14 protein-coding genes and 1 pseudogene are annotated in these 18,962 nt (G+C 66.2%); 10 read left to right on the forward strand and 5 right to left on the reverse strand.

What is annotated here, in order from left to right; all coding sequences use genetic code 11:
- From ACU0BR_RS10400 to ACU0BR_RS10415, 4 genes and pseudogenes are all read left to right on the forward strand, one after another.
- Positions 1–857, forward strand: a pseudogene (locus tag ACU0BR_RS10400) (5'-nucleotidase C-terminal domain-containing protein); the annotation flags it as partial.
- 211 nt (positions 858–1,068) lie between these two features.
- Positions 1,069–2,340: a sulfite dehydrogenase gene (soxC, locus tag ACU0BR_RS10405; protein WP_446156768.1), complete on the forward strand. Its 1,272-nt coding sequence runs from the start codon at positions 1,069–1,071 to the stop codon at positions 2,338–2,340.
- Complete coding sequence (locus ACU0BR_RS10410; RefSeq protein ID WP_446156769.1) at positions 2,324–3,541, forward strand: c-type cytochrome; 1,218 nt, start codon at positions 2,324–2,326, stop codon at positions 3,539–3,541. Before soxC ends, ACU0BR_RS10410 begins: the two co-directional genes overlap by 17 nt.
- Positions 3,542–3,708: 167 nt before the next feature.
- Positions 3,709–4,701, forward strand: coding sequence for a type I glyceraldehyde-3-phosphate dehydrogenase (locus ACU0BR_RS10415; protein ID WP_446156770.1), 993 nt, complete (start codon positions 3,709–3,711; stop codon positions 4,699–4,701).
- Positions 4,702–4,871: 170 nt separating this feature from the next.
- Here the strand turns inward: ACU0BR_RS10415 and ACU0BR_RS10420 are convergent, their stop codons facing one another.
- The 3 genes from ACU0BR_RS10420 to puuE are packed head-to-tail and all read right to left on the reverse strand — an operon-like array spanning position 4,872 to position 8,294.
- Positions 4,872–6,305, reverse strand: a complete 1,434-nt coding sequence (locus ACU0BR_RS10420; RefSeq protein ID WP_446156771.1) for a uracil-xanthine permease family protein — start codon at positions 6,303–6,305, stop codon at positions 4,872–4,874.
- 34 nt (positions 6,306–6,339) lie between these two features.
- Positions 6,340–6,879: an ureidoglycolate lyase gene (locus tag ACU0BR_RS10425; RefSeq protein WP_446156772.1), complete on the reverse strand. Its 540-nt coding sequence runs from the start codon at positions 6,877–6,879 to the stop codon at positions 6,340–6,342.
- A complete protein-coding gene (gene puuE / locus ACU0BR_RS10430; RefSeq protein ID WP_446156773.1) occupies positions 6,876–8,294 on the reverse strand; it encodes an allantoinase PuuE in 1,419 nt (472 codons plus the stop codon). The genes ACU0BR_RS10425 and puuE overlap by 4 nt, the downstream gene beginning before the upstream one ends.
- A gap of 159 nt (positions 8,295–8,453) precedes the next feature.
- Between puuE and uraH the strand changes: the two genes are divergently transcribed.
- Entirely contained in the window at positions 8,454–8,810 is a 357-nt protein-coding gene (gene uraH / locus ACU0BR_RS10435; RefSeq protein WP_446156774.1) for a hydroxyisourate hydrolase, read from the forward strand.
- Here uraH and ACU0BR_RS10440 read toward each other — a convergent pair.
- Positions 8,786–9,727 carry a LysR family transcriptional regulator gene (locus ACU0BR_RS10440; RefSeq protein WP_446156775.1) on the reverse strand — a complete coding sequence of 314 codons (942 nt, stop codon included), beginning with the start codon at positions 9,725–9,727 and terminating at the stop codon, positions 8,786–8,788. The genes uraH and ACU0BR_RS10440 overlap by 25 nt on opposite strands.
- A 105-nt stretch (positions 9,728–9,832) precedes the next feature.
- On the opposite strand from ACU0BR_RS10440, the gene ACU0BR_RS10445 reads away from it, so the two are divergent.
- The 4 genes from ACU0BR_RS10445 (at position 9,833) to ACU0BR_RS10460 (ending at position 14,819) form a co-directional block, all read left to right on the forward strand.
- Positions 9,833–11,053 carry a urate hydroxylase PuuD gene (locus tag ACU0BR_RS10445; protein WP_446156776.1) on the forward strand — a complete coding sequence of 407 codons (1,221 nt, stop codon included), beginning with the start codon at positions 9,833–9,835 and terminating at the stop codon, positions 11,051–11,053.
- A 248-nt stretch (positions 11,054–11,301) separates the two neighbouring features.
- The gene (gene xsc / locus ACU0BR_RS10450; RefSeq protein WP_446156777.1) at positions 11,302–13,077 is read left to right on the forward strand and encodes a sulfoacetaldehyde acetyltransferase; all 1,776 of its coding nucleotides are present in this window, start codon (positions 11,302–11,304) and stop codon (positions 13,075–13,077) included.
- Positions 13,078–13,268: 191 nt separating this feature from the next.
- Positions 13,269–13,631 carry a DsrE family protein gene (locus ACU0BR_RS10455; protein WP_446156778.1) on the forward strand — a complete coding sequence of 121 codons (363 nt, stop codon included), beginning with the start codon at positions 13,269–13,271 and terminating at the stop codon, positions 13,629–13,631.
- A gap of 15 nt (positions 13,632–13,646) precedes the next feature.
- Positions 13,647–14,819 carry an acetate/propionate family kinase gene (locus ACU0BR_RS10460; protein ID WP_446156779.1) on the forward strand — a complete coding sequence of 391 codons (1,173 nt, stop codon included), beginning with the start codon at positions 13,647–13,649 and terminating at the stop codon, positions 14,817–14,819.
- A 97-nt stretch (positions 14,820–14,916) separates the two neighbouring features.
- Here the strand turns inward: ACU0BR_RS10460 and ACU0BR_RS10465 are convergent, their stop codons facing one another.
- Positions 14,917–15,801, reverse strand: coding sequence for a phosphate acyltransferase (locus ACU0BR_RS10465; protein WP_446156780.1), 885 nt, complete (start codon positions 15,799–15,801; stop codon positions 14,917–14,919).
- Between the two features lie 284 nt (positions 15,802–16,085).
- On the opposite strand from ACU0BR_RS10465, the gene ACU0BR_RS10470 reads away from it, so the two are divergent.
- Positions 16,086–18,953 (forward strand): molybdopterin oxidoreductase family protein, encoded by a 2,868-nt coding sequence (locus ACU0BR_RS10470; RefSeq protein WP_446156781.1) that lies wholly within the window; start codon positions 16,086–16,088, stop codon positions 18,951–18,953.
- The last annotated feature ends 9 nt before the right edge of the window (positions 18,954–18,962 follow it).

The following is an 18,962-nucleotide window of genomic DNA, read 5'->3' on the forward strand; positions in this document are numbered from 1 at the left end:
CACAACGGCTTCGACGTGGATCGCCAGATGGCCGCGGGGTGCCGGGCATCGACGTGATTCTGACCGGCCACACCCATGACGCGCTGCCCGAGCCGGTGCTGGTGGGCGAGACGATCCTGATCGCCTCCGGCTCGAACGGCAAATTCGTCAGCCGCGTCGATCTGGATGTGCGCGACGGCAAGATGATGGGCTTCCGCCACAAGCTGATCCCGATCTTCTCCGACGTGATCGAGCCGGACGCCGACATGACCAAGGTGATCGACGAGCAGCGCGCCCCCTATGAGGCCGAGCTGAAGGAGGTGCTGGGCACCACCGACAGCACGCTGTACCGCCGCGGCAATTTCAACGGCACCTGGGACGATCTGATCTGCAACGCCCTGATCGAGGAGCGCGAGGCCGATATCGCGCTGTCGCCGGGATTCCGCTGGGGGCCGAGCCTGCTGCCGGGCCAGGAGATCACCCGCGAGGATCTGCACAACGTCACCGCGATGAACTATCCCGAAGCCTATCGGACGGAGATGACGGGAGAGTTCCTGAAAGTCGTGCTGGAGGACGTGGGCGACAACCTGTTCAACCCCGATCCCTATTACCAGCAGGGCGGCGACATGGTGCGCGTGGGCGGCATGGGCTACACGATCGATGTGTCCCTGCCGCAGGGCAACCGGATCAGCAACATGACGCTGCTGAAGTCCAATGAGCCCATCGACCCGGCGAAAACCTATGTCGTTTCCGGTTGGGCCAGCGTCAACGAGGGCACCGAAGGCCCGCCGATCTGGGACGTCGTGGAGAACTACATCAAACGCAAGGGCGTGGTGGAGATCGAGCCAAACAACTCGGTCATGCTGACCAATCCGTGATGCAGTACGCGGCGCGCCCTCGGGCGCGCCGTCTTCGTTTCGCGGCCGGTCCGAGACGCCCCATGCCCCTTTTTCCATGCGGGCAACCATGCCGCGCTGGAAGCCGCGCCGCGTGCATGATCTGGACGAAAATCCAATTTTTCCATTTACGCCGACGATAAATTCATTAAAGTGAATATGAATATATATGTGCAGGAGGGAGGTCTCCACTATGGGGCGTGAATCACGCAATACCGCGACCAGACGCGGTTTTCTTAAGAGCGGCCTGGCCGCTGGCGGTGCCTTGGGCGCGGCCGGTATGGCCAATGCCGCAGGCGCGGCCGGTTCGGCGGAAATCAAGGTCGAACCCTGGATGCAGGAGCTGGGTCCGGGCGTCGACGCCGCACCTTACGGCACCCCGTCGCCGTTCGAATCATCCGTGCGTCGTCGCAACGTCGAATGGCTGACCGCCGATCCGGTATCCTCGGTCAACTTCACCCCGATCCACGAGCTAGACGGCATCATCACGCCCAACGGGCTGTGCTTTGAACGCCACCACGCGGGCGTCGCGGAAATCGATCCCGCCGCGCACCGGCTGATGATCAACGGGCTTGTCGACAAGCCGCTGATCTTCACGATGGACGACCTCAAGCGGTTTCCCCGTGAAAACCACGTCTACTTTCTGGAATGCGCCGCCAACAGCGGCATGGAGTGGCGCGGCGCCCAGCTGAACGGCTGTCAGTTCACCCACGGCATGATCCACAACGTGATGTACACCGGCATCCCGCTGCGGCTGCTGCTGGAAGAGGCGGGCGTGAAGCCCAACGGCAAATGGCTGCTGCCCGAAGGCGCCGACGCCTCGGCGATGACGCGTTCGGTCCCGATGGAAAAGGCGCTCGACGACTGCCTCGTCGCGTTCAAGATGAACGGCGAAGCGCTGCGCCCCGAGCAGGGCTATCCGCTGCGCCTGGTCGTTCCCGGCTGGGAAGGCAACATGTGGGTCAAGTGGCTGCGCCGCATCGAAGTGGGCGACAAGCCCTGGCACCAGCGCGAGGAAACCAGCAAATACACCGACCTGCTGGATAGCGGCACCGCACGCCGCTTCACCTGGGAAATGGATGCGAAATCCGTCATCACCAACCCCAGCCCGCAGGCACCGCTGAACCACACCAAGGGGCAGACCGTGCTGACCGGCATCGCCTGGTCCGGCCGTGGCACCATCCCGCGCGTCGATGTCACGCTGGATGGCGGCAAGAACTGGCACAAGGCCCGCATGTCCGGCCCCAGCCTGTCCAAGTCGATGCACCGCTTCTATTTCGAGTTCGACTGGGACGGCAAGCCGCTGCTGCTGCAGAGCCGCGCCCATGATTCCACAGGTTACGTCCAGCCCACCAAAAAGGCGCTGCGCGAAATCCGGGGCGTCAACTCGATCTATCACAACAACGGAATCCAGACCTGGCACGTCAATGAAAAAGGAGAGGCCGAAAATGTCGAAGTCAGCTAAGGCCGCCGTCCTCATCGGACTTATTGGCGCCGCATCCCCGGTTTTCGCGGAATCGCACCAGGGGGCGGACGCGTCCGCCGATACCCAGATCAGCCTGCCCGCGGGCTATCAGGGCGAATCGGGCTTTTCGCTCGGCCGCGAAGCCACCCCCGACGAAATCGCCGTCTGGGACATCGACGTGCGGCCCGACGGCATGGGTCTGCCCAAGGGCAAGGGCGACGTCGCCACGGGTGAGGAGATCTTCACCGAGTCCTGCGCCGTCTGTCACGGCGACTTCGGCGAGGGCCGCGGCCGCTGGCCGGTGCTGGCAGGGGGCAAGTCGACGCTCACCGACGCGCGCCCGGTCAAGACCGTCGGGTCCTACTGGCCCTACCTGTCGACCGTCTTCGATTACGTGCATCGCGCGATGCCCTTCGGCAACGCGCAGTCGCTCAGCGCCGACGACACCTACGCGATCACGGCCTACCTGCTTTATCTCAACGACCTCGTCCCCGATGATTTCGAGCTGAGCGACGCGAACTTCACGTCCGTGAAGCTGCCGAACGAGGACGGGTTCAAGCCCGACGACCGGCCCGAAACCGAGCTGGGCCTGTTCAGCGAAGAAGCCTGCATGACCGACTGCAAGCCCGAGGTGAAGATCACCGCGCGCGCCGCCGTCGTCGATGTGACGCCCGATGACACGGCCGCCCGTGAGGCGCGTGCCGCCAAGGCGAAGGACGCGGATTCCGGCGTGACCGAAACCGACGCGGCGGTTCCCCCCGCATCGCAGGGCGAAGGCGTCGACGTTCCGGCGGCAGGCAGCGACGCGGCCGCCCCCGCCTCGGAGGCCCCGGCCCCCGAGCCCGAGAAGAAGGCCGAAGCAGCCCCTGCCGCGCCGGACCCCGAGCTGGTCGCCGATGGCAAGAAGGTGTTCCGCACGTGCAAGGCCTGTCACCAGGTCGGTGAAAACGCCAAGAACCGCACCGGCCCCGTCCTGAACGGTGTCGTGGGCGCCCCCGCCGGCCACATCGAGGATTTCCGCTATTCCAGCGCCCTCAAGGATGCCGCAGCGGGCGGCCTGGTCTGGACGCCCGAGGAACTGTCGGCCTTTCTCGAAAAGCCGCGCAAACATCTGAAGGGCACCAAGATGTCCTTCACCGGGCTGCGCAAGGAAAAGGACCGCGACGCGATCATCGCCTATCTCTCGACCTTTCCGAAGTAAGGCACAGCCATGGGCCACCCCGGTGGCCGACTGATCCCCCGCTGACCCCAAGGCCGCTGCGACATACCCGTCGCGGCGGCCTGTCCGCATTCCGGCCGGGGCGAAATCGCCTTGTGGCCGGTCGCGGAACGGCCTAGCAAAACGAGGCGGTTCAGAAAGGGCGCGGCATGACGGTCAAGGTGGCGATCAACGGGTTCGGGCGCATCGGACGGTCGGTCCTTCGCGCCTGGCTGACGCGCAACCTCTGGCCCGAGGTCGAGATCGTCCTGCTGAACGACATCGCGCCGCTTGATGCCTGCCGCTACCTGCTCCAGTACGACAGCGTCTTCGGCCCTTACCCCGGGCGCGTCGCCGCGGCACCGGAGGCGCTGCAGGTGGATGACCGCCGCTTCGCGTTCCACCGGGAAAGCAATCTCGCCGCGCTCGATCTGTCGGGCATCGACGTGGTGATGGATTGCACGGGCAAGGCGGGGCAGCGCCCCGTGGCGGAGGCGCTGTTGCAGGCCGGGGCCGGACGCGTCCTGATCTCCGGCCCCGCGCCGCAGGCCGACCTGACCCTCGTCAAGGGCGTCAACGATGCCGCGTTGCGCGCGCGTCACAAGATCGTCTCCAACGCCTCCTGCACCACCAACGCGCTGGCGCCGCTACTGCGGCTGCTGGACACGCTCGCCGGGATCGAGACCGGCTACATGACCACGATCCACTGCTATACCGGCAGCCAGCCCAGCGTCGATCTGCCCACGGGCGACCTGGCACGGTCGCGCGCGGCGGCCCTGTCGATCGTCCCCACCTCGACCAGCGCGTCGCGGCTGACCGATCTGGTGCTGCCGGATCTGGCGGGCAGGATCGAAGGCTCCGCCGTGCGCGTGCCGTCGGCCAGCGTATCTGCCGTCGACCTGACCTACATGCCCAAGACCCGGGTGGACGTGCCGCGTCTCAACGCGGCATTCCGCGATGCGGGCGGCGTCATCGGATGCACCGACGATCCTGTCGTCTCCACCGACATGCGCATGCGCGGCGAAAGCATCATCATGCAGACGGGCGAAACCGCCGTGACCGCGGGCGGCATGGCGCGCGTGTTCGGCTGGTACGACAATGAATGGGGGTTCTCGAACCGGATGCTCGACGTCGCGCGCCTGATGGGGGCACGGGCCGACTGACACCGACGGGGCTGGCCGCGGATTTTGCTCAACGCTTCCAAATGGTCGAAATATCCTCGCCGAAGGCGAAACTCTTCCGCCCGTGAAAAAGCCCGCCAACCCCGGGTCGGCGGGCCCTCGCGGCCACTTGGCACCCGCGTCGGCCGGACAGGCCGCGCGCCTTGCGGCCGTCAGCTTTGCTTGGCTGTGGGGGGCAGCAGCGGTCCGTCGCCGCGATGCCCTGCCAAGCCGCCGGAAACCTCTTCGGTGGATTCCGCCGTCAGATCATCGGGCAGGATCAGGTTGAGCACGATGGCGATCAGCGCGGCCGGCAGGATGCCCGAGGTCGCCAGGATCTGCAGCGTGGCGGGCAGGTGCTGCAATGCACCCGGTTCCAGTTGCAGCCCCAGACCCAGCGACAGCGCGACGGCGAAGATCACCATGTTGCGCCGGTTCCACTCCACATCGGACAGCATGGAAACGCCGGCCGCCACCACCATGCCGAACATCACGATCACGCCGCCGCCCAGCACTTCGATCGGCACGGTGGAGATGATCGCCCCCACCTTGGGCACCAGCCCCGACACGATCAGGAACAACGCGCCGATGGTCACGACGTGGCGGCTCATCACGCCGGTCATGGCGATCAGCCCGACGTTCTGGCTGAACGAGGTGTTGGGCAGCGCGCCGAAGACACCGGCCAGGGCCGTGCCCAGACCGTCGGCATAGGTGGCGCCGGTGATTTCGGCGTTCGTGGCCTCCCGGCCTGCGCCGCCCTTGGTGATGCCGCTGACATCGCCCACGGTCTCGATCGCGCTGACGAACGCCATCAGGCAAAATCCGATGATCGCCGCGGCGGAAAACTCGACCCCGAAGTGGAACGGATCGGGCACGGAGAAACTCGCGGCCCGCGCGACGTTGTCGAAATTCACCATGCCCAGCGCGAAGGCCACGACATATCCTGCCAGCAGCCCAAGCAGAACGGCGGAAATCGACAGCATCCCGCGGGTGAAGAATTTCAGCGCCAGCGTGACGACCAGCACGACGCCCGCGACGCTCCAGTTCAGCGCGGAGCCGTATTCCGGCGTGCCGATCGCCGGAACGCCGCCCGCGGAATACTGGATCCCGACCTTGACCAGCGCCAGGCCGATCATCGTGACCACCAGCCCGGTGACGAGCGGCGGCAGCGCAAAGCGGATCTTGCCGATGAACGTGCCGAGAAGGGCGTGGAACAGCCCGCCCACCATCACACCGCCCATCACGGCCGCCATCGCATCGACCCCCTTGCCCGCGACCAGCGGGATCATGATCGGCAGAAAGGCGAAGGACGTGCCCTGTACGATGGGCAGTTTCGCGCCCACCGGCCCGAAGCCCACCGTCTGGATCAGCGTGGCGACCCCGGCAAAGAACATCGACATCTGGATCATGTAGATCAGTTCCGGGAAATCCGGCGAGTTGGAGCCAAAGCCGAAGCCCGCCGCCCCGGCGATGATGATGGCCGGGGTGACATTCGACACGAACATGGCCAGCACATGCTGAATTCCCAGCGGGACCGCCCTGGCCAGCGGCGGCGTGTAATTCGGATCGCGCAGCTGATCCGGTGTTCCTATGGACGCGTCGGTCATTTCAAGTATCCCCTGTCGGTTTTTGATATGAGAATTACGGACGCTTGAGCGCGCCTCTTGTGTCATCCGGGTGAAGCGCCACGCAGAAGGGCGCCGCGAAATGGAATTCCTGCAGGTTTTCGCCCGCGCCGATGCGGTCGACCACGGCGAATTGGCCGGGCGCGTGCAGCGGTGCCAGCACCCCGTGCCAGGTGTTGCGGTGATAGTTCACGCCCTGTCCCGGCGCGGTGACGAAGGCCAGCGGCGTGCCGGGCGTGCCGTCCTCGTCGGGGGCGACGATCACCAGAAACGGATCGCGGCTGAGCGGCAGAAACGCCTGCGCGCCCAGCGGGTGGCGTTCCACCATGTCCAGCGACACCGGCAGGCCGCGCGGTTCGGCCTGGAAAATGCTGATCCCCGCGCGGCCGTCCGCGTCGAAATCCAGTTTGGCACGGTCGTGGAACCGGCCGCACATCCCTTGATTGATGATCTTGTCGGGCGCGCCCGAGGCGTCCAGCACGTCGCCGTAGGGGGCGAAATCGGCGGCCGTCAGCGGGCGCGCGATCAGCAGGCGGGGATCGCCCTGCGCGCTCATCGCAACAGATCCTTCAGCCGGTGCCAGGCGATACGTTCCACCTGGCCGCAGGCGGTGGCGAATTCCTCATCGCGGCTGTTTTGCAACCGCGCGCGGAACGCGGCGGCGATCGAGGTCTTGGTGTTGTCACGCACGGCGATGATGAAGGGAAAGCCGAATTTCTCGGTATAGGCGTCATTCATCGCGGTGAACTCCGTGCGTTCGGCATCGGTCAGCGAATCGAGCCCCGCGGAGGCCTGCTCCGCCGTGGAGGAGGCCGTCAGCCATTTGGCCGCGGCCAGCTTGCCCGCCAGATCGGGGTGGGCGGTCAGCACGCCCAGCCGTTCCTGCGGCGACGCGCGGCGAAAGACGCGGGCCAGGGCATTGTGCAAACCCTCGGCCGTGTCATGCGCGGGCCCGAGCTCCTGCTCAAAGGCGCGTTCCGCGATCCAGGCGGAATGCTCGTAGATGCCGCCGAAGGCCGCGACGAAATCCGCGCGATCCATCCGCGACGGCATGTCGGCGTGCGCGCGCGCCGGATGGGTCCGGCGCCAGTGGCGGGCGATGTCGATGCGCCGCGCGAACCACACAGCCTCATGCGATTGCGCATATTCGACAAAGCGTTTCAGCGCCTGGATACGGCCGGGTCGTCCGATCAGCCGGCAATGCAGGCCGACGGACAGCATTTTCGCCTGTCCATTCACGCCTTCTTCATAAAGCGCGTCGAAACTGTCCTTGAGATAGCTGTAGAACTGATCGCCGGAATTGAACCCCTGTGGCGTGGCGAACCGCATGTCGTTGCAATCCAGCGTATAGGGAACGACCAGCTGGTCGTGATCGCCTTCGCGGACCCAATAGGGCAGGTCGTCGGCATAGCTGTCCGCCACATAGTCGAAACCGCCCTCTTCGGCGACGAGGGCCTGGGTGTTGGCCGAACACCGGCCTGTGTACCAGCCACGCGGGCGTTCGCCCGTGACCTCCCGATGCAGCGCGATCGCTGCCTGCATGTCGGCGCGCTCGGCCTCCCTGGAATAATCCTTGTACTCGATCCATTTCAGCCCGTGGCTGGCGATTTCCCACTTCGCCGCCTGCATCGCGGCCGTCTGCTCGGGCGACCGCGCCAGTGCCGTGGCCACGCCGTAGACGGTGACCGGGATCTGCGCGGCGGTGAACAGCCGGTGCAGGCGCCAGAATCCGGCCCGCGCGCCGTATTCGTATATCGATTCCATGTTCCAGTGGCGCTGCCCGGGCCAGGGCGCGGCGCCGACGATTTCGGACAGGAACGCCTCGGATGCGGCGTCGCCGTGCAGGATGTTGTTCTCTCCGCCCTCCTCGTAGTTGATCACGAATTGCACGGCGATGCGCGCACCGCCTGGCCATTGGGGATCGGGGGGCGTGGGGCCATAGCCTCTCATGTCACGGGGATAGCGGTTCAACGGTTCCTCCTTCGCGATGGACTTCGTATATTTCAGAACAAAGGGAATTATTTTCACAAAAAATTTGAAAGTCTTTTCGCCTGTCGAATCCTTCCGGCCAAGGGCAGAATAGGAAACAAGATTTTCGGGCAACAAATGTCACACGCGGGGGATGAACGGATGAGCGGCTATCTTACGACACATGTTCTGGACACGGCGCGCGGCGTCCCTGCGGCGGGAATGCGAATCGATCTGCTGCACATCGACGCCGACACTCGGCGTACGCCCCTGCGCAGCATGCAAACCAACGCCGACGGGCGTACCGACAGCCCGATCCTGCCGCAGGACGAATTCAGCCCGGGCAGCTATGAGCTGGTATTCCACGCGGGCGATTACATGCGCGACACCGGGATGACGGCGGATGCGGGCGTGTTTCTGGACCTGATCCCGATCCGCTTCGTGATGAACGAGGCCGCGCATTTCCACGTGCCGCTGCTGCTGTCGCCCTACGGCTACTCGACATATCGGGGCAGCTGATACAGCCCCTCGCGTTCGCGCAGATCCTCCTTGATCTGGGCGGACATGAAATCGATGAACAGCCGGATCTTCGGATCCTGGTAGCGTTTGTGCGGGAACAGGCAGGCCAGTGAAACCGGTTCCGGCGGTTCCGCGATGCAGACCGGGACCAGATCGCCGCGGGCCAGATGATCCGCGATCTCGAAAACCGGCTTCAGGATGATGCCGTGACCGGCCAGCGCCCAGTCGATCAGCACCTGCCCGTCGTCCGAAGCGAAGGGCCCATCCACATCGAAACTCTGCTGGCCTTCCGACGTCTGCAAGGTCCAGCGGAACTCGGGCGACCCGGGAAAGCGCAGCAACAGGCAGTCATGCGCCTCCTCTAACAGGGATTTCCCGGTGAGCGGCATCCCGCGCCGCGCGACATAGGCGGGGGCGGCGGCCAGCACGCGGGGGCATTCGGCGATGCCGCGCACACGCATGTCCGAATCGACCAGCTTGCCCACGTGAAACGATAGGTCCAGCCCTTCCCCGGTCAGGTCCAGTTTGCGGTCCGACAGGCGCAGGCGCACATGGATGTCGGGATAGCTCGCTTTGAACACGGGCAGCTGCGGCGCGATGAAATAACGCCCGACCCCCAGCGGCGCCGACACGAAGATGGAGCCGCGCGGGTTCAGCGTGACCTCATGTACGGCCGCTTCGGCATCCTCCAGCGCATCCAGGATCTTCTGCGCGCCCTGATAAAAGATCCGCCCCTGTTCCGTCGGCTGGATCGAGCGCGTGGTGCGCGCGAAAAGGCGGATGCCCAGGTGACGCTCGAGCTCCCCTATGCGCGAGGAGGCGACGGCCGCCGACACCCGTAGATCGCGCGCGGCGGCGGACATGTTGCCCAGTTCATAGACCCGCACGAACATTCGGATGTTGTTGATGTAGGCCATCGGCGATTATCAAAAATTATTTGAAACTGATTGGATTAATATGGAATTAACAGAAAGCTGCAAGCCTGTATAGATTGCGGCAGGCACAGCGAGGGGAGGCCCGCAATGTTCGATCTGGCAGTATTGGAGGCATGGCTGCAATTCGCCGTGCGCTGGACCCATGTGATCACCGCGATCGCCTGGATCGGATCGTCCTTCTATTTCATCGCGCTGGATCTGGGCCTGCACCGCGACCGCGACCTGGCCTCGGGCGCGGATGGTGAGGAATGGCAGGTTCACGGCGGCGGCTTTTACCACATCCAGAAATATCTGGTGGCCCCCGCGGGGATGCCCGACCATCTGGTCTGGTTCAAATGGGAAAGCTACGCGACCTGGCTGTCGGGCTTCGCGCTGCTGTTCCTGGTCTATTACCTGGGCGGAGAGCTCTATCTGGTCGATCCGGCGGTGCTGGATATTCCGGTCTGGCAGGCGGCGCTGATTTCCGTGGCCTCGCTGGGCTTCGGCTGGCTGGTCTATGACTTCATCTGCAAGTCGAAGTTCGGCGATGACAACACGCGGCTGATGATCCTGCTCTATGTGATCCTGGTGGGCATGGCCTGGGGCTATACCCAGGTGTTTTCCGGCCGCGCCGCGCTGCTGCATCTGGGGGCGTTCACCGCGACGATCATGTCGGCCAACGTCTTTGCCGTCATCATGCCCAACCAGCGCATCGTGGTGAAGGACTTGCAGGAAGGCCGCAAGCCCGACCCGAAATACGGCAAGATCGCCAAGCAGCGCAGCACGCATAACAACTATCTGACGCTGCCGGTGATCTTCCTGATGCTGTCGAACCACTATCCGCTGGCGTTTTCCAGCGCCTACAACTGGGTCATCGCCAGCCTGGTGTTCCTGATGGGGGTGACGATCCGGCATTACTTCAACAGCGTCCATGCGCGAAAGGGCAATCCCACCTGGACCTGGGCCGTCACGGTCATCCTGTTCATCGTCATCGCCTGGCTGTCCACCGCGCCGATGTTCCAGCGTGCCCAGACGGCCGAGCTGCGCGGCGAGGCGCTGGTCTTCGCCCAGGCCGACGGCTTCGGGGAGGTGAGCGATATCGTGACCGGACGCTGTGCGATGTGCCACGCGAAGGAGCCCGTCTACGAGGGAATCCTCTGGGCACCCAAGGGGGTGCGGCTGGAAACGCCCGAACAGGTCGCGCGGCAGGCGGGTGCGATCTATATGCAGGCAGGGCTGAGCCACGCGATGCCCCCCGCCAACCTGAGCTTCATGGAAGAGGCCGAGCGCCGGAAAATCGTCGCCTGGTATCGCGGGGCAGGGGGCTGACCCTGTTCCCCATGCGCAAGTGCACGATCGATGTGCCGCCCCCCGTTCCGCGGGGGGCTTTTCGTTTCGGGCCGGACAGTGTGATCTTATCCGAGCGGTCTGGACCTATCTGGTGCTGACCTCTGGCCCTAAGATTGCGTTCGATCCGGGCCTATCGTGGCGCGGAACATGCAATCCGCGCGCCACGCGCGACGCAGGGCCGCGCAGGCCCGATTCACGCGCGTACGCCCCGAGAGGACAGAACTCCGATGAAGATGAACACCGAAGAAGCTTTCGTCAAAACGCTGCAAATGCACGGGATCGAACACGCGTTCGGCATCATCGGATCGGCCATGATGCCGGTCAGCGACCCGTTTCCCAAGGCGGGCATCACCTTCTGGGATTGCGCACATGAATGCAACGCGGGGATGATGGCCGACGGCTTCACCCGCGCCTCGGGCAAGATGAGCATGATGATCGCCCAGAACGGGCCGGGCATCACCAACTTCGTCACGCCGGTCAAGACCGCCTACTGGAATCACACGCCGCTGCTGCTGGTCACGCCGCAGGCGGCCAACAAGACCATCGGCCAGGGCGGCTTTCAGGAGGTCGAGCAGATGAAGCTGTTCGAGGATATGGTCGCCTATCAGGAAGAGGTGCGCGACCCCACCCGCATCGCCGAGGTGCTGAACCGGGTGATCTTGCAGGCCAAGCGTGCCTCGGCGCCCGCGCAGATCAACGTGCCGCGCGATTTCTGGACCCAGATTATCGACATCGACCTGCCCGCGATCGTGGAATTCGAGCGTCCCGCAGGCGGGGCGGACGCGATCGCCCGGGCGGCCGAATTGTTGTCGAGCGCCAGGTTCCCCGTCATCCTGAACGGCGCGGGCGTGGTGCTGGCGGGCGCGATCCCCGCTGCCGTCAAGCTGGCCGAGCGGCTGGATGCGCCCGCCGCCTGCGGCTATCAGCACAACGACGCGTTTCCCGGCTCCCACCCTCTGGCGGTGGGGCCCTTGGGCTACAACGGATCCAAGGCGGCGATGGAGCTGATCTCGAAGGCCGATGTGGTGCTGTGCCTTGGCACACGTCTGAACCCGTTTTCCACCCTGCCGGGCTATGGCATCGACTATTGGCCCAAGGACGCCAAGATCATCCAGGTCGATATCAACCCCGACCGCATCGGCCTGACCAAGAAGGTCACTGTGGGTATCGTGGGCGATGCGAAGAAGGTGGCCGAAAGTCTGCTGGAAAAGCTGGCGGACGGCGCCGGCGACACCGGCCGCGACGAACGCCGCGCGCTGATCGCGGATACCAAATCCGCCTGGGCGCAGCAGCTGACCTCGATGGATCATGAGGAGGACGATCCGGGCACCACCTGGAACGAGCGCGCGCGCGACGCCCATCCCGACCGTATGAGCCCGCGCATGGCCTGGCGTGCGATTCAGGCGGCGCTGCCGAAAGAGGCGATCATCAGCTCCGACATCGGCAACAACTGCGCCATCGGCAACGCCTATCCCAGCTTTGAGGAAGGGCGCAAATACCTGGCGCCGGGCCTGTTCGGTCCCTGCGGCTATGGCCTGCCCTCGATCATGGGCGCCAAGATCGCGCAGCCGGATGTGCCGGTCGTGGGTTTTGCCGGGGACGGCGCCTTCGGGATCTCGATGAACGAGATGACGGCCATCGGGCGCAACGAATGGCCCGCGATCACCATGATTATCTTCCGCAATTACCAGTGGGGGGCGGAAAAGCGCAACACGACGCTCTGGTATGCCGACAACTTCGTCGGAACGGAACTCGATCTCGATGTGACCTACGCCGGGATCGCCCGTGCCTGCGGGCTGGAAGGCGTGCAGGTCACCACGATGGAGGATCTGACCGCCGCGCTGGACCAGGCGATCAAGGACCAGAAGGCGGGCAAGACCACCTTCATCGAGGTTGTTCTGAATCAGGAACTGGGCGAGCCTTTCCGCCGGGATGCGATGAAGGCGCCGGTCGCGGTGGCAGGCATCGACGCGGCCGACATGCGCCCGCAGCAGGGCGTCTGAGCCGACCAGCCGCGCGCCGATGTTCCGCCCGTCCACCCGGCGCGGAACGGGGCGGAACGGACTGCCGCGGGGCGCGCGCCCGGTCGCGGCATCCATCGGGGTCAGCCGACTCCGATCGGTGCCGGCGCGGGGGCAGAGGCTCGCAGCCTGGCGGCCCCCCTGAGCGATGCCCGTGAGCGAAAGAGGAGCCGATGGCGCGCTTTTTGATCCATATCCACACCGGCCCGGCCGATCCCAACAAGGCGACGCCGGGCTGCCTGATCGCCGCGACGGCCGCGCAGGAAGGCCATGAGACGCGCATCTTTCTGGCAGGCGACGGCGTGCATCTGCTGGCCCCTGCCACCCTCGCCGCGCTGGAGGGGCCGGGGACGGGCCGCCTGGCCGAGCATGTGGCGCGTTTCGCGCAGGCGGGCGGGCAGTTCAGCGTATCGGCCAGATCCAGTCAGGCGCGCGGCTATGATGCCACGCTGCTCGATGGTCACCCGGCCGAATTCTGTCTGCCGGACCGGCTGGTCGCCTATGCGGCAGAGGCCGACACGGTGCTTTGTTACTGATCGGGAGAACGACAATTGGATGATCCGCAGCCCGAAAGACGCATTCTCGTGCTCAACGCGGGGTCCTCGTCGATCAAGTTCGCGGTGTTCGACGGTGCCGCGCGCAAGCTGCTCGCCGGCATGGCCGAAGAAATCGGCGGCCCGCAGGCAACGCTGAGCGTCGGTGACACCCACGACCGCGCGCCGCTGCCCCACCACGCCGCGGCGCTGGGCGCGATCCTTTCCGCGCTGGCCGCGCGCGGCTACGACGCGGCCAGGCTTGACGCCGCGGGGCACCGGGTGGTGCACGGCGGCGCCACGCTGAGCGGCCCGGTGCGCATCACCCCGCAGGTGGATGCGGAAATCGCGGCCTGTGCGCGTCTGGCGCCCTTGCACAACCCCCATAACCTAGCCGCGATCAGGGCGTTGGCGACGCTGGTGCCCGGGCTGCCGCAATTCGCCTGTTTCGATACCGCCTTTCACAGCACCAACCCGCCGGTCGCCACGCGCTACGCCGTTCCCGACGTCGTCGCGGCCAAGGGCATCCGGCGCTACGGGTTCCACGGGATCAGCTATGCGGGGCTGGTCGAGGCGCTGCCCGATCTGACCGGCGCGCCGTTGCCCCGGCGTCTGCTGGCGATGCATCTGGGCAATGGCGCCAGCCTGTGCGCCATCGTCGACGGGCTCTCTGTTGCCACCACGATGGGGTATTCGCCGTTGGAAGGACTGACCATGGGCACGCGCCCCGGCTCCATCGACGCCAATGCGGTGCTGCAACTGGCCGAGGATCACGGCATCGCGGAAACCCGCAGGATGCTCAACAATCGCAGCGGGTTGATGGGGCTGTCGGGCGGCACCACCGACATGCGCCGTCTGCTGGCCGAAGACAGCTCCGCCGCGCGCTTCGCGGTTGCGCATTTCTGCTACTGGTCGCTGCGCCATGCCGGATCGCTGGTGGCGGCGATGCGGGGGGTGGATGCCATCGTCTTCACCGGCGGCATCGGCGAACATGCGGCCCCGATCCGCGCGCGTATCGTCGAGGGGCTGGACTGGCTGGGCGCGTCCCTGGACGAAGGGGCGAACGGCGAGAACGCCCTGCGGCTGCACGACGCGCGGTCCCGCGTCGCGATCCATGCGGTTCCCGCCCGCGAAGAACGCACCATCGCGGGCGAGGTGCTGCGGCTGATGGATGCCGAGGCCGCGGCATGACGCGCAGCGATCGCGCCTGCCGATGTGCCCCCGGTTGCGTGACGGGATGTGCCCCCGGTCGCGGTGTCGATGGTGCCCCCGGAGGCTCGGTCGCTTGCTACGCCGCCGGTTGCGCCGCCATCGCCAGCGTCACCACGCTTGCCGCGACGATGTCCTCCACCCGCGCGCCGCGGCTCAGATCGCAGACGGGGCGGCGGAACCCTTGCAGGAACGGGCCGATCGCCTGTGCGCCCGCCAGCTCCTGCAGCAGCTTGTATCCGATGTTGCCCGCGTCGAGGTCGGGAAACACCAGCACATTCGCGGGGCCATCCAACGCCACGCCCTTGGCCGCCGCGATGGCCGGATTCAGCGCGGCGTCCGCCTGGATGGGGCCGATGGCATCCACCCCCGCCGCGCGCGCCAATGCGGTTGCCCGGCGCATCTTGTCGACCGGCGGCCCGGCGCCCGAATTCAGCGTCGAATACGACAGCATCGCCACGCGCGGGGGGCCGATCAGCGCGGCGCAGGACGCCGCCGAGGCCCGCGCGATGGCCGACAGCGCCTCTGCGTCGGGGTCCGGCACCGCGGCGCAATCGGCCAGGATCAGCGCACGCCCGTCAGGCATCAGCATCAGAAAGAAGGACGAGGGCAGCGCGATCCCCTCCGCCAGCCCGACGCCCAGCAACGCGGCCTCGATCACGCGGCGGGTGGGGGCGGCGATGCCGGCGACCATCGCGTCGGCCTCGCCGCAGGCGACCATGGCCGCGGCACGGATCAGCGGCTTTTCCAGCAGCCGTCGCGCCCGTTCGACCCGCATGGGGCGATTGGCGCGCAGCGCGGCGACATGCGCATCGCACAGGGGCGCCAGCGGTACGGCGCGGGCCAGACCCTCGGCGTGCATCCGCGCGGCGGCGGCTGCGATCCGGGGATCGTCCGTCTCCGGCATGACAAGCCTGCCCGGCCGCTTTCGCGCCGCTTCCATCGCTGTTTCAATCGGTGTCACGCGGTCCTCCGTCCTGGCGGAAGTTGGGCCCTTGAACGCGGCGCAGGTCAAGCCCCCGGGTGGGGCGTTCGCCCGGACGCGGGAATTCTGGACAGACGTTCCTTGCACTTGCCTCCAGAGGGAATAATGTCGCGCCAGATGCCTTGTCCAGTTTTCAGTTTTCCCATCCATTGTCCGCCGGGGCCTTGTTCCGCGGTCCTGCGTTTCGCAGCGCCCGTCCCGACGACCCACGCCCCCTTCGATACCGATCCGACCGCGTCCGTTCCCAACCTGCCGGAGTTTGCATGAGCCTCGATCAGCCCGAGTTCGACACATCGCCCCCCGTCTCGGACGAGGTCCGCAAGACGACCTGCTACATGTGCGCCTGCCGCTGCGGCATCAACGTCCACATGAAGGACGGTCCCGACGGCAAGAAACGCGTCGCCTATATCGAGGGCAACCGCGACCACCCGGTCAACCGCGGCGTGCTTTGTGCCAAGGGCAGCGCGGGCATCCTGCAGCACCTGTCGCCCGCCCGCCTGCGCGCGCCGCTAAAACGTGTGGGCCCCCGCGGGTCGGGCGAATTCGAGGAAATCACCTGGGAAGAGGCGATGCAGACCGCCACCGACTGGCTGGCCCCCCTGCGTGAGACCGCGCCCGAAAAGCTCGCCTTCTTCACCGGCCGCGATCAAAGCCAAAGCTTCACCGGCTGGTGGGCGCAGCAATTCGGCACGCCGAACTATGCGGCGCACGGGGGGTTCTGTTCGGTCAACATGGCGGCGGCGGGCATCTACACGATGGGCGGCGCCTTCTGGGAATTCGGCCAGCCCGACTGGGAGCGCACGAAGCTCTTCATGATCTTCGGCGTGGCCGAGGATCACGACAGCAACCCGATCAAGATGGGTCTGGGGCGGCTCAAGGAACGCGGCGCCAAGGTGATCGGGGTGAACCCGGTGCGGTCCGGCTATAATGCCATCGCCGACGAATGGGTCGGCATCACGCCGGGTACCGACGGGCTGTTCATCCTGGCGCTGATCCACACGCTGGTTGCGGCGGGCAAGGTCGATCTGGGCTATCTGACGCGCTACACCGACGCGCCGCTGCTGGTGAATTGCGATCCCGGCAGCCCCGAGGAGGGGTTGTTCCTGCGCGACGGCGACGGCAAGCCGCTGTTGCTGGACCGCAAGGGCGGCGCGCCCGTGGCCTTCGACACGCCGGGAGTCAAGCCCGACCTCGCCGCCGAACATCGCGCGGACGGCAAGCTTTACCGCCCGGTGTTCCAGCTGATGGCCGAACGCTATCTTTCCGACGATTACGCCCCCGAGGCCGTGGCCGAGCGCTGTGGCGTGCCCGCCGCGCGCATCCGGCGCATCGCGGCGGAGCTGGCGCGCGTGGCCTTCGAGGAAGAGATCACCATCGACCAGCCCTGGACCGACTTTCGCGGCCAGCGGCACGAAAAGATGACCGGACGGCCCGTCAGCTTTCACGCGATGCGCGGCATCTCGGCCCATTCCAACGGGTTTCAGACCTGCCGGGCGCTGCATGTGTTGCAGATCCTGCTGGGCTCGGTCGAGGTGCCGGGGGGCTTCCGGTTCAAGCCGCCCTATCCCAAGCCGGTTTCGGCCCATCCGGTGCCCCATGCCGACGCCACCCCCGGTCGGCCGCTGCCCGGCCCGCATCTGGGCTTTCCGCGCGGGCCGGAACATCTGGCGCTGACCGGGGACGGAGCCCCGCTGCGCATCGACAAGGCGTTTTCATGGGAAAACCCGCTGTCGGCGCATGGCATGATGCATATGGTGATTTCCAATGCACACGCGGGCGATCCCTACCGCATCGACACGCTGTTCATGTATATGGCGAACATGGCGTGGAATTCGTCGATGAACACGTCGCAGGTCATGCAGATGCTGACCGACAAGGACGACGACGGTGAATATGTCATCCCCCGGATCATCTATTCCGACGCCTACAGCTCGGAAATGGTCGCCTATGCCGATCTGATCCTGCCCGATACCACCTATCTGGAACGGCACGACTGCATCTCTCTGCTCGACCGCCCGATCTGCGAGGCCGACGCCGCCGCCGATGCGATCCGCTGGCCCGTCAGCCCGCCCGACCGCCCCGGCCACGAGGGCGTGCGCGGTTTCCAGTCGGTGCTGATCGATCTGGGCGCGCGGCTGGGCCTGCCGGGTTTCGTCGAGGAGGACGGCAGCCCCGCCTTTGCCGACTATGCCGATTACATCGTCAACCACGAACGCCGCCCCGGCGTCGGTCCGCTGGCGGGCTGGCGCGGCGAAGACGGCGAGGGCCGCGGCCGCGGCGCGCCGAACCCCGACCAGCTGCAACGCTATATCGACAACGGCGGCTTCTGGATCGACCACATTCCCGAAGAGGCGCTGTACTACAAGCCGTGGAACAAGGGCTATCAGGACTGGGCCGTGGCGCGCGGCATCTTCGACGCGCCGCAGCCCTATCTGTTCAACCTCTATGTCGAGCCGATGGCGCGCTTTCGGCTGGCCGCGCGCGGTCATGGCGACCGGCAACCGCCCGCGCATCTGCGCGACCGGCTGGATCAGGCGATGGACCCGATGCCGATCTGGTATCCCCCGCTGGAAGAGAGTGCCGTGGGCGCGGGTGTCGAGGAGAGCTATCCCCTGCACGCGCTGACCCAGCGCCCGATGGCGATGTATCACAGCTGGGGCAGTCAGAACGCCTGGTTGCGCCAGATCCACGGCCGCAACCCGCTCTACGTGCCCGGAAAGATCTGGCGCGAACACGGCTTCGCCGAAGGCGACTGGGCGCGGCTGACCTCGCCCAACGGGGCGATCATCGTGCCGGTGGTGCGGATGGAGGCGCTCAACGATCACACGGTCTGGACCTGGAACGCCATCGGCAAGCGCAAGGGCGCCTGGGCGCTCGACAAGGACGCCCCCGAGGTGACGAAGGGTTTCCTGATGAACCACCTCATCGGCGATCTGCTGCCGCCCAGGGGCGACGGGATGCGCTGGTCGAACTCGGACCCGGTGACGGGGCAGGCGGCCTGGTTCGATCTGCGCGTGCGCATCGAGAAGGTGCCCGCCCCCGAAGATGCGCGCGCAAGGCCCGAGACGGGGTCCCAGGCCTCGCCCGTGGGGGTCGGCCCGGATGAGGTACGCCTGGGTGAAAAGCGCTGAGTGGACGAA

This window comes from Brevirhabdus sp., from assembly GCF_052826345.1.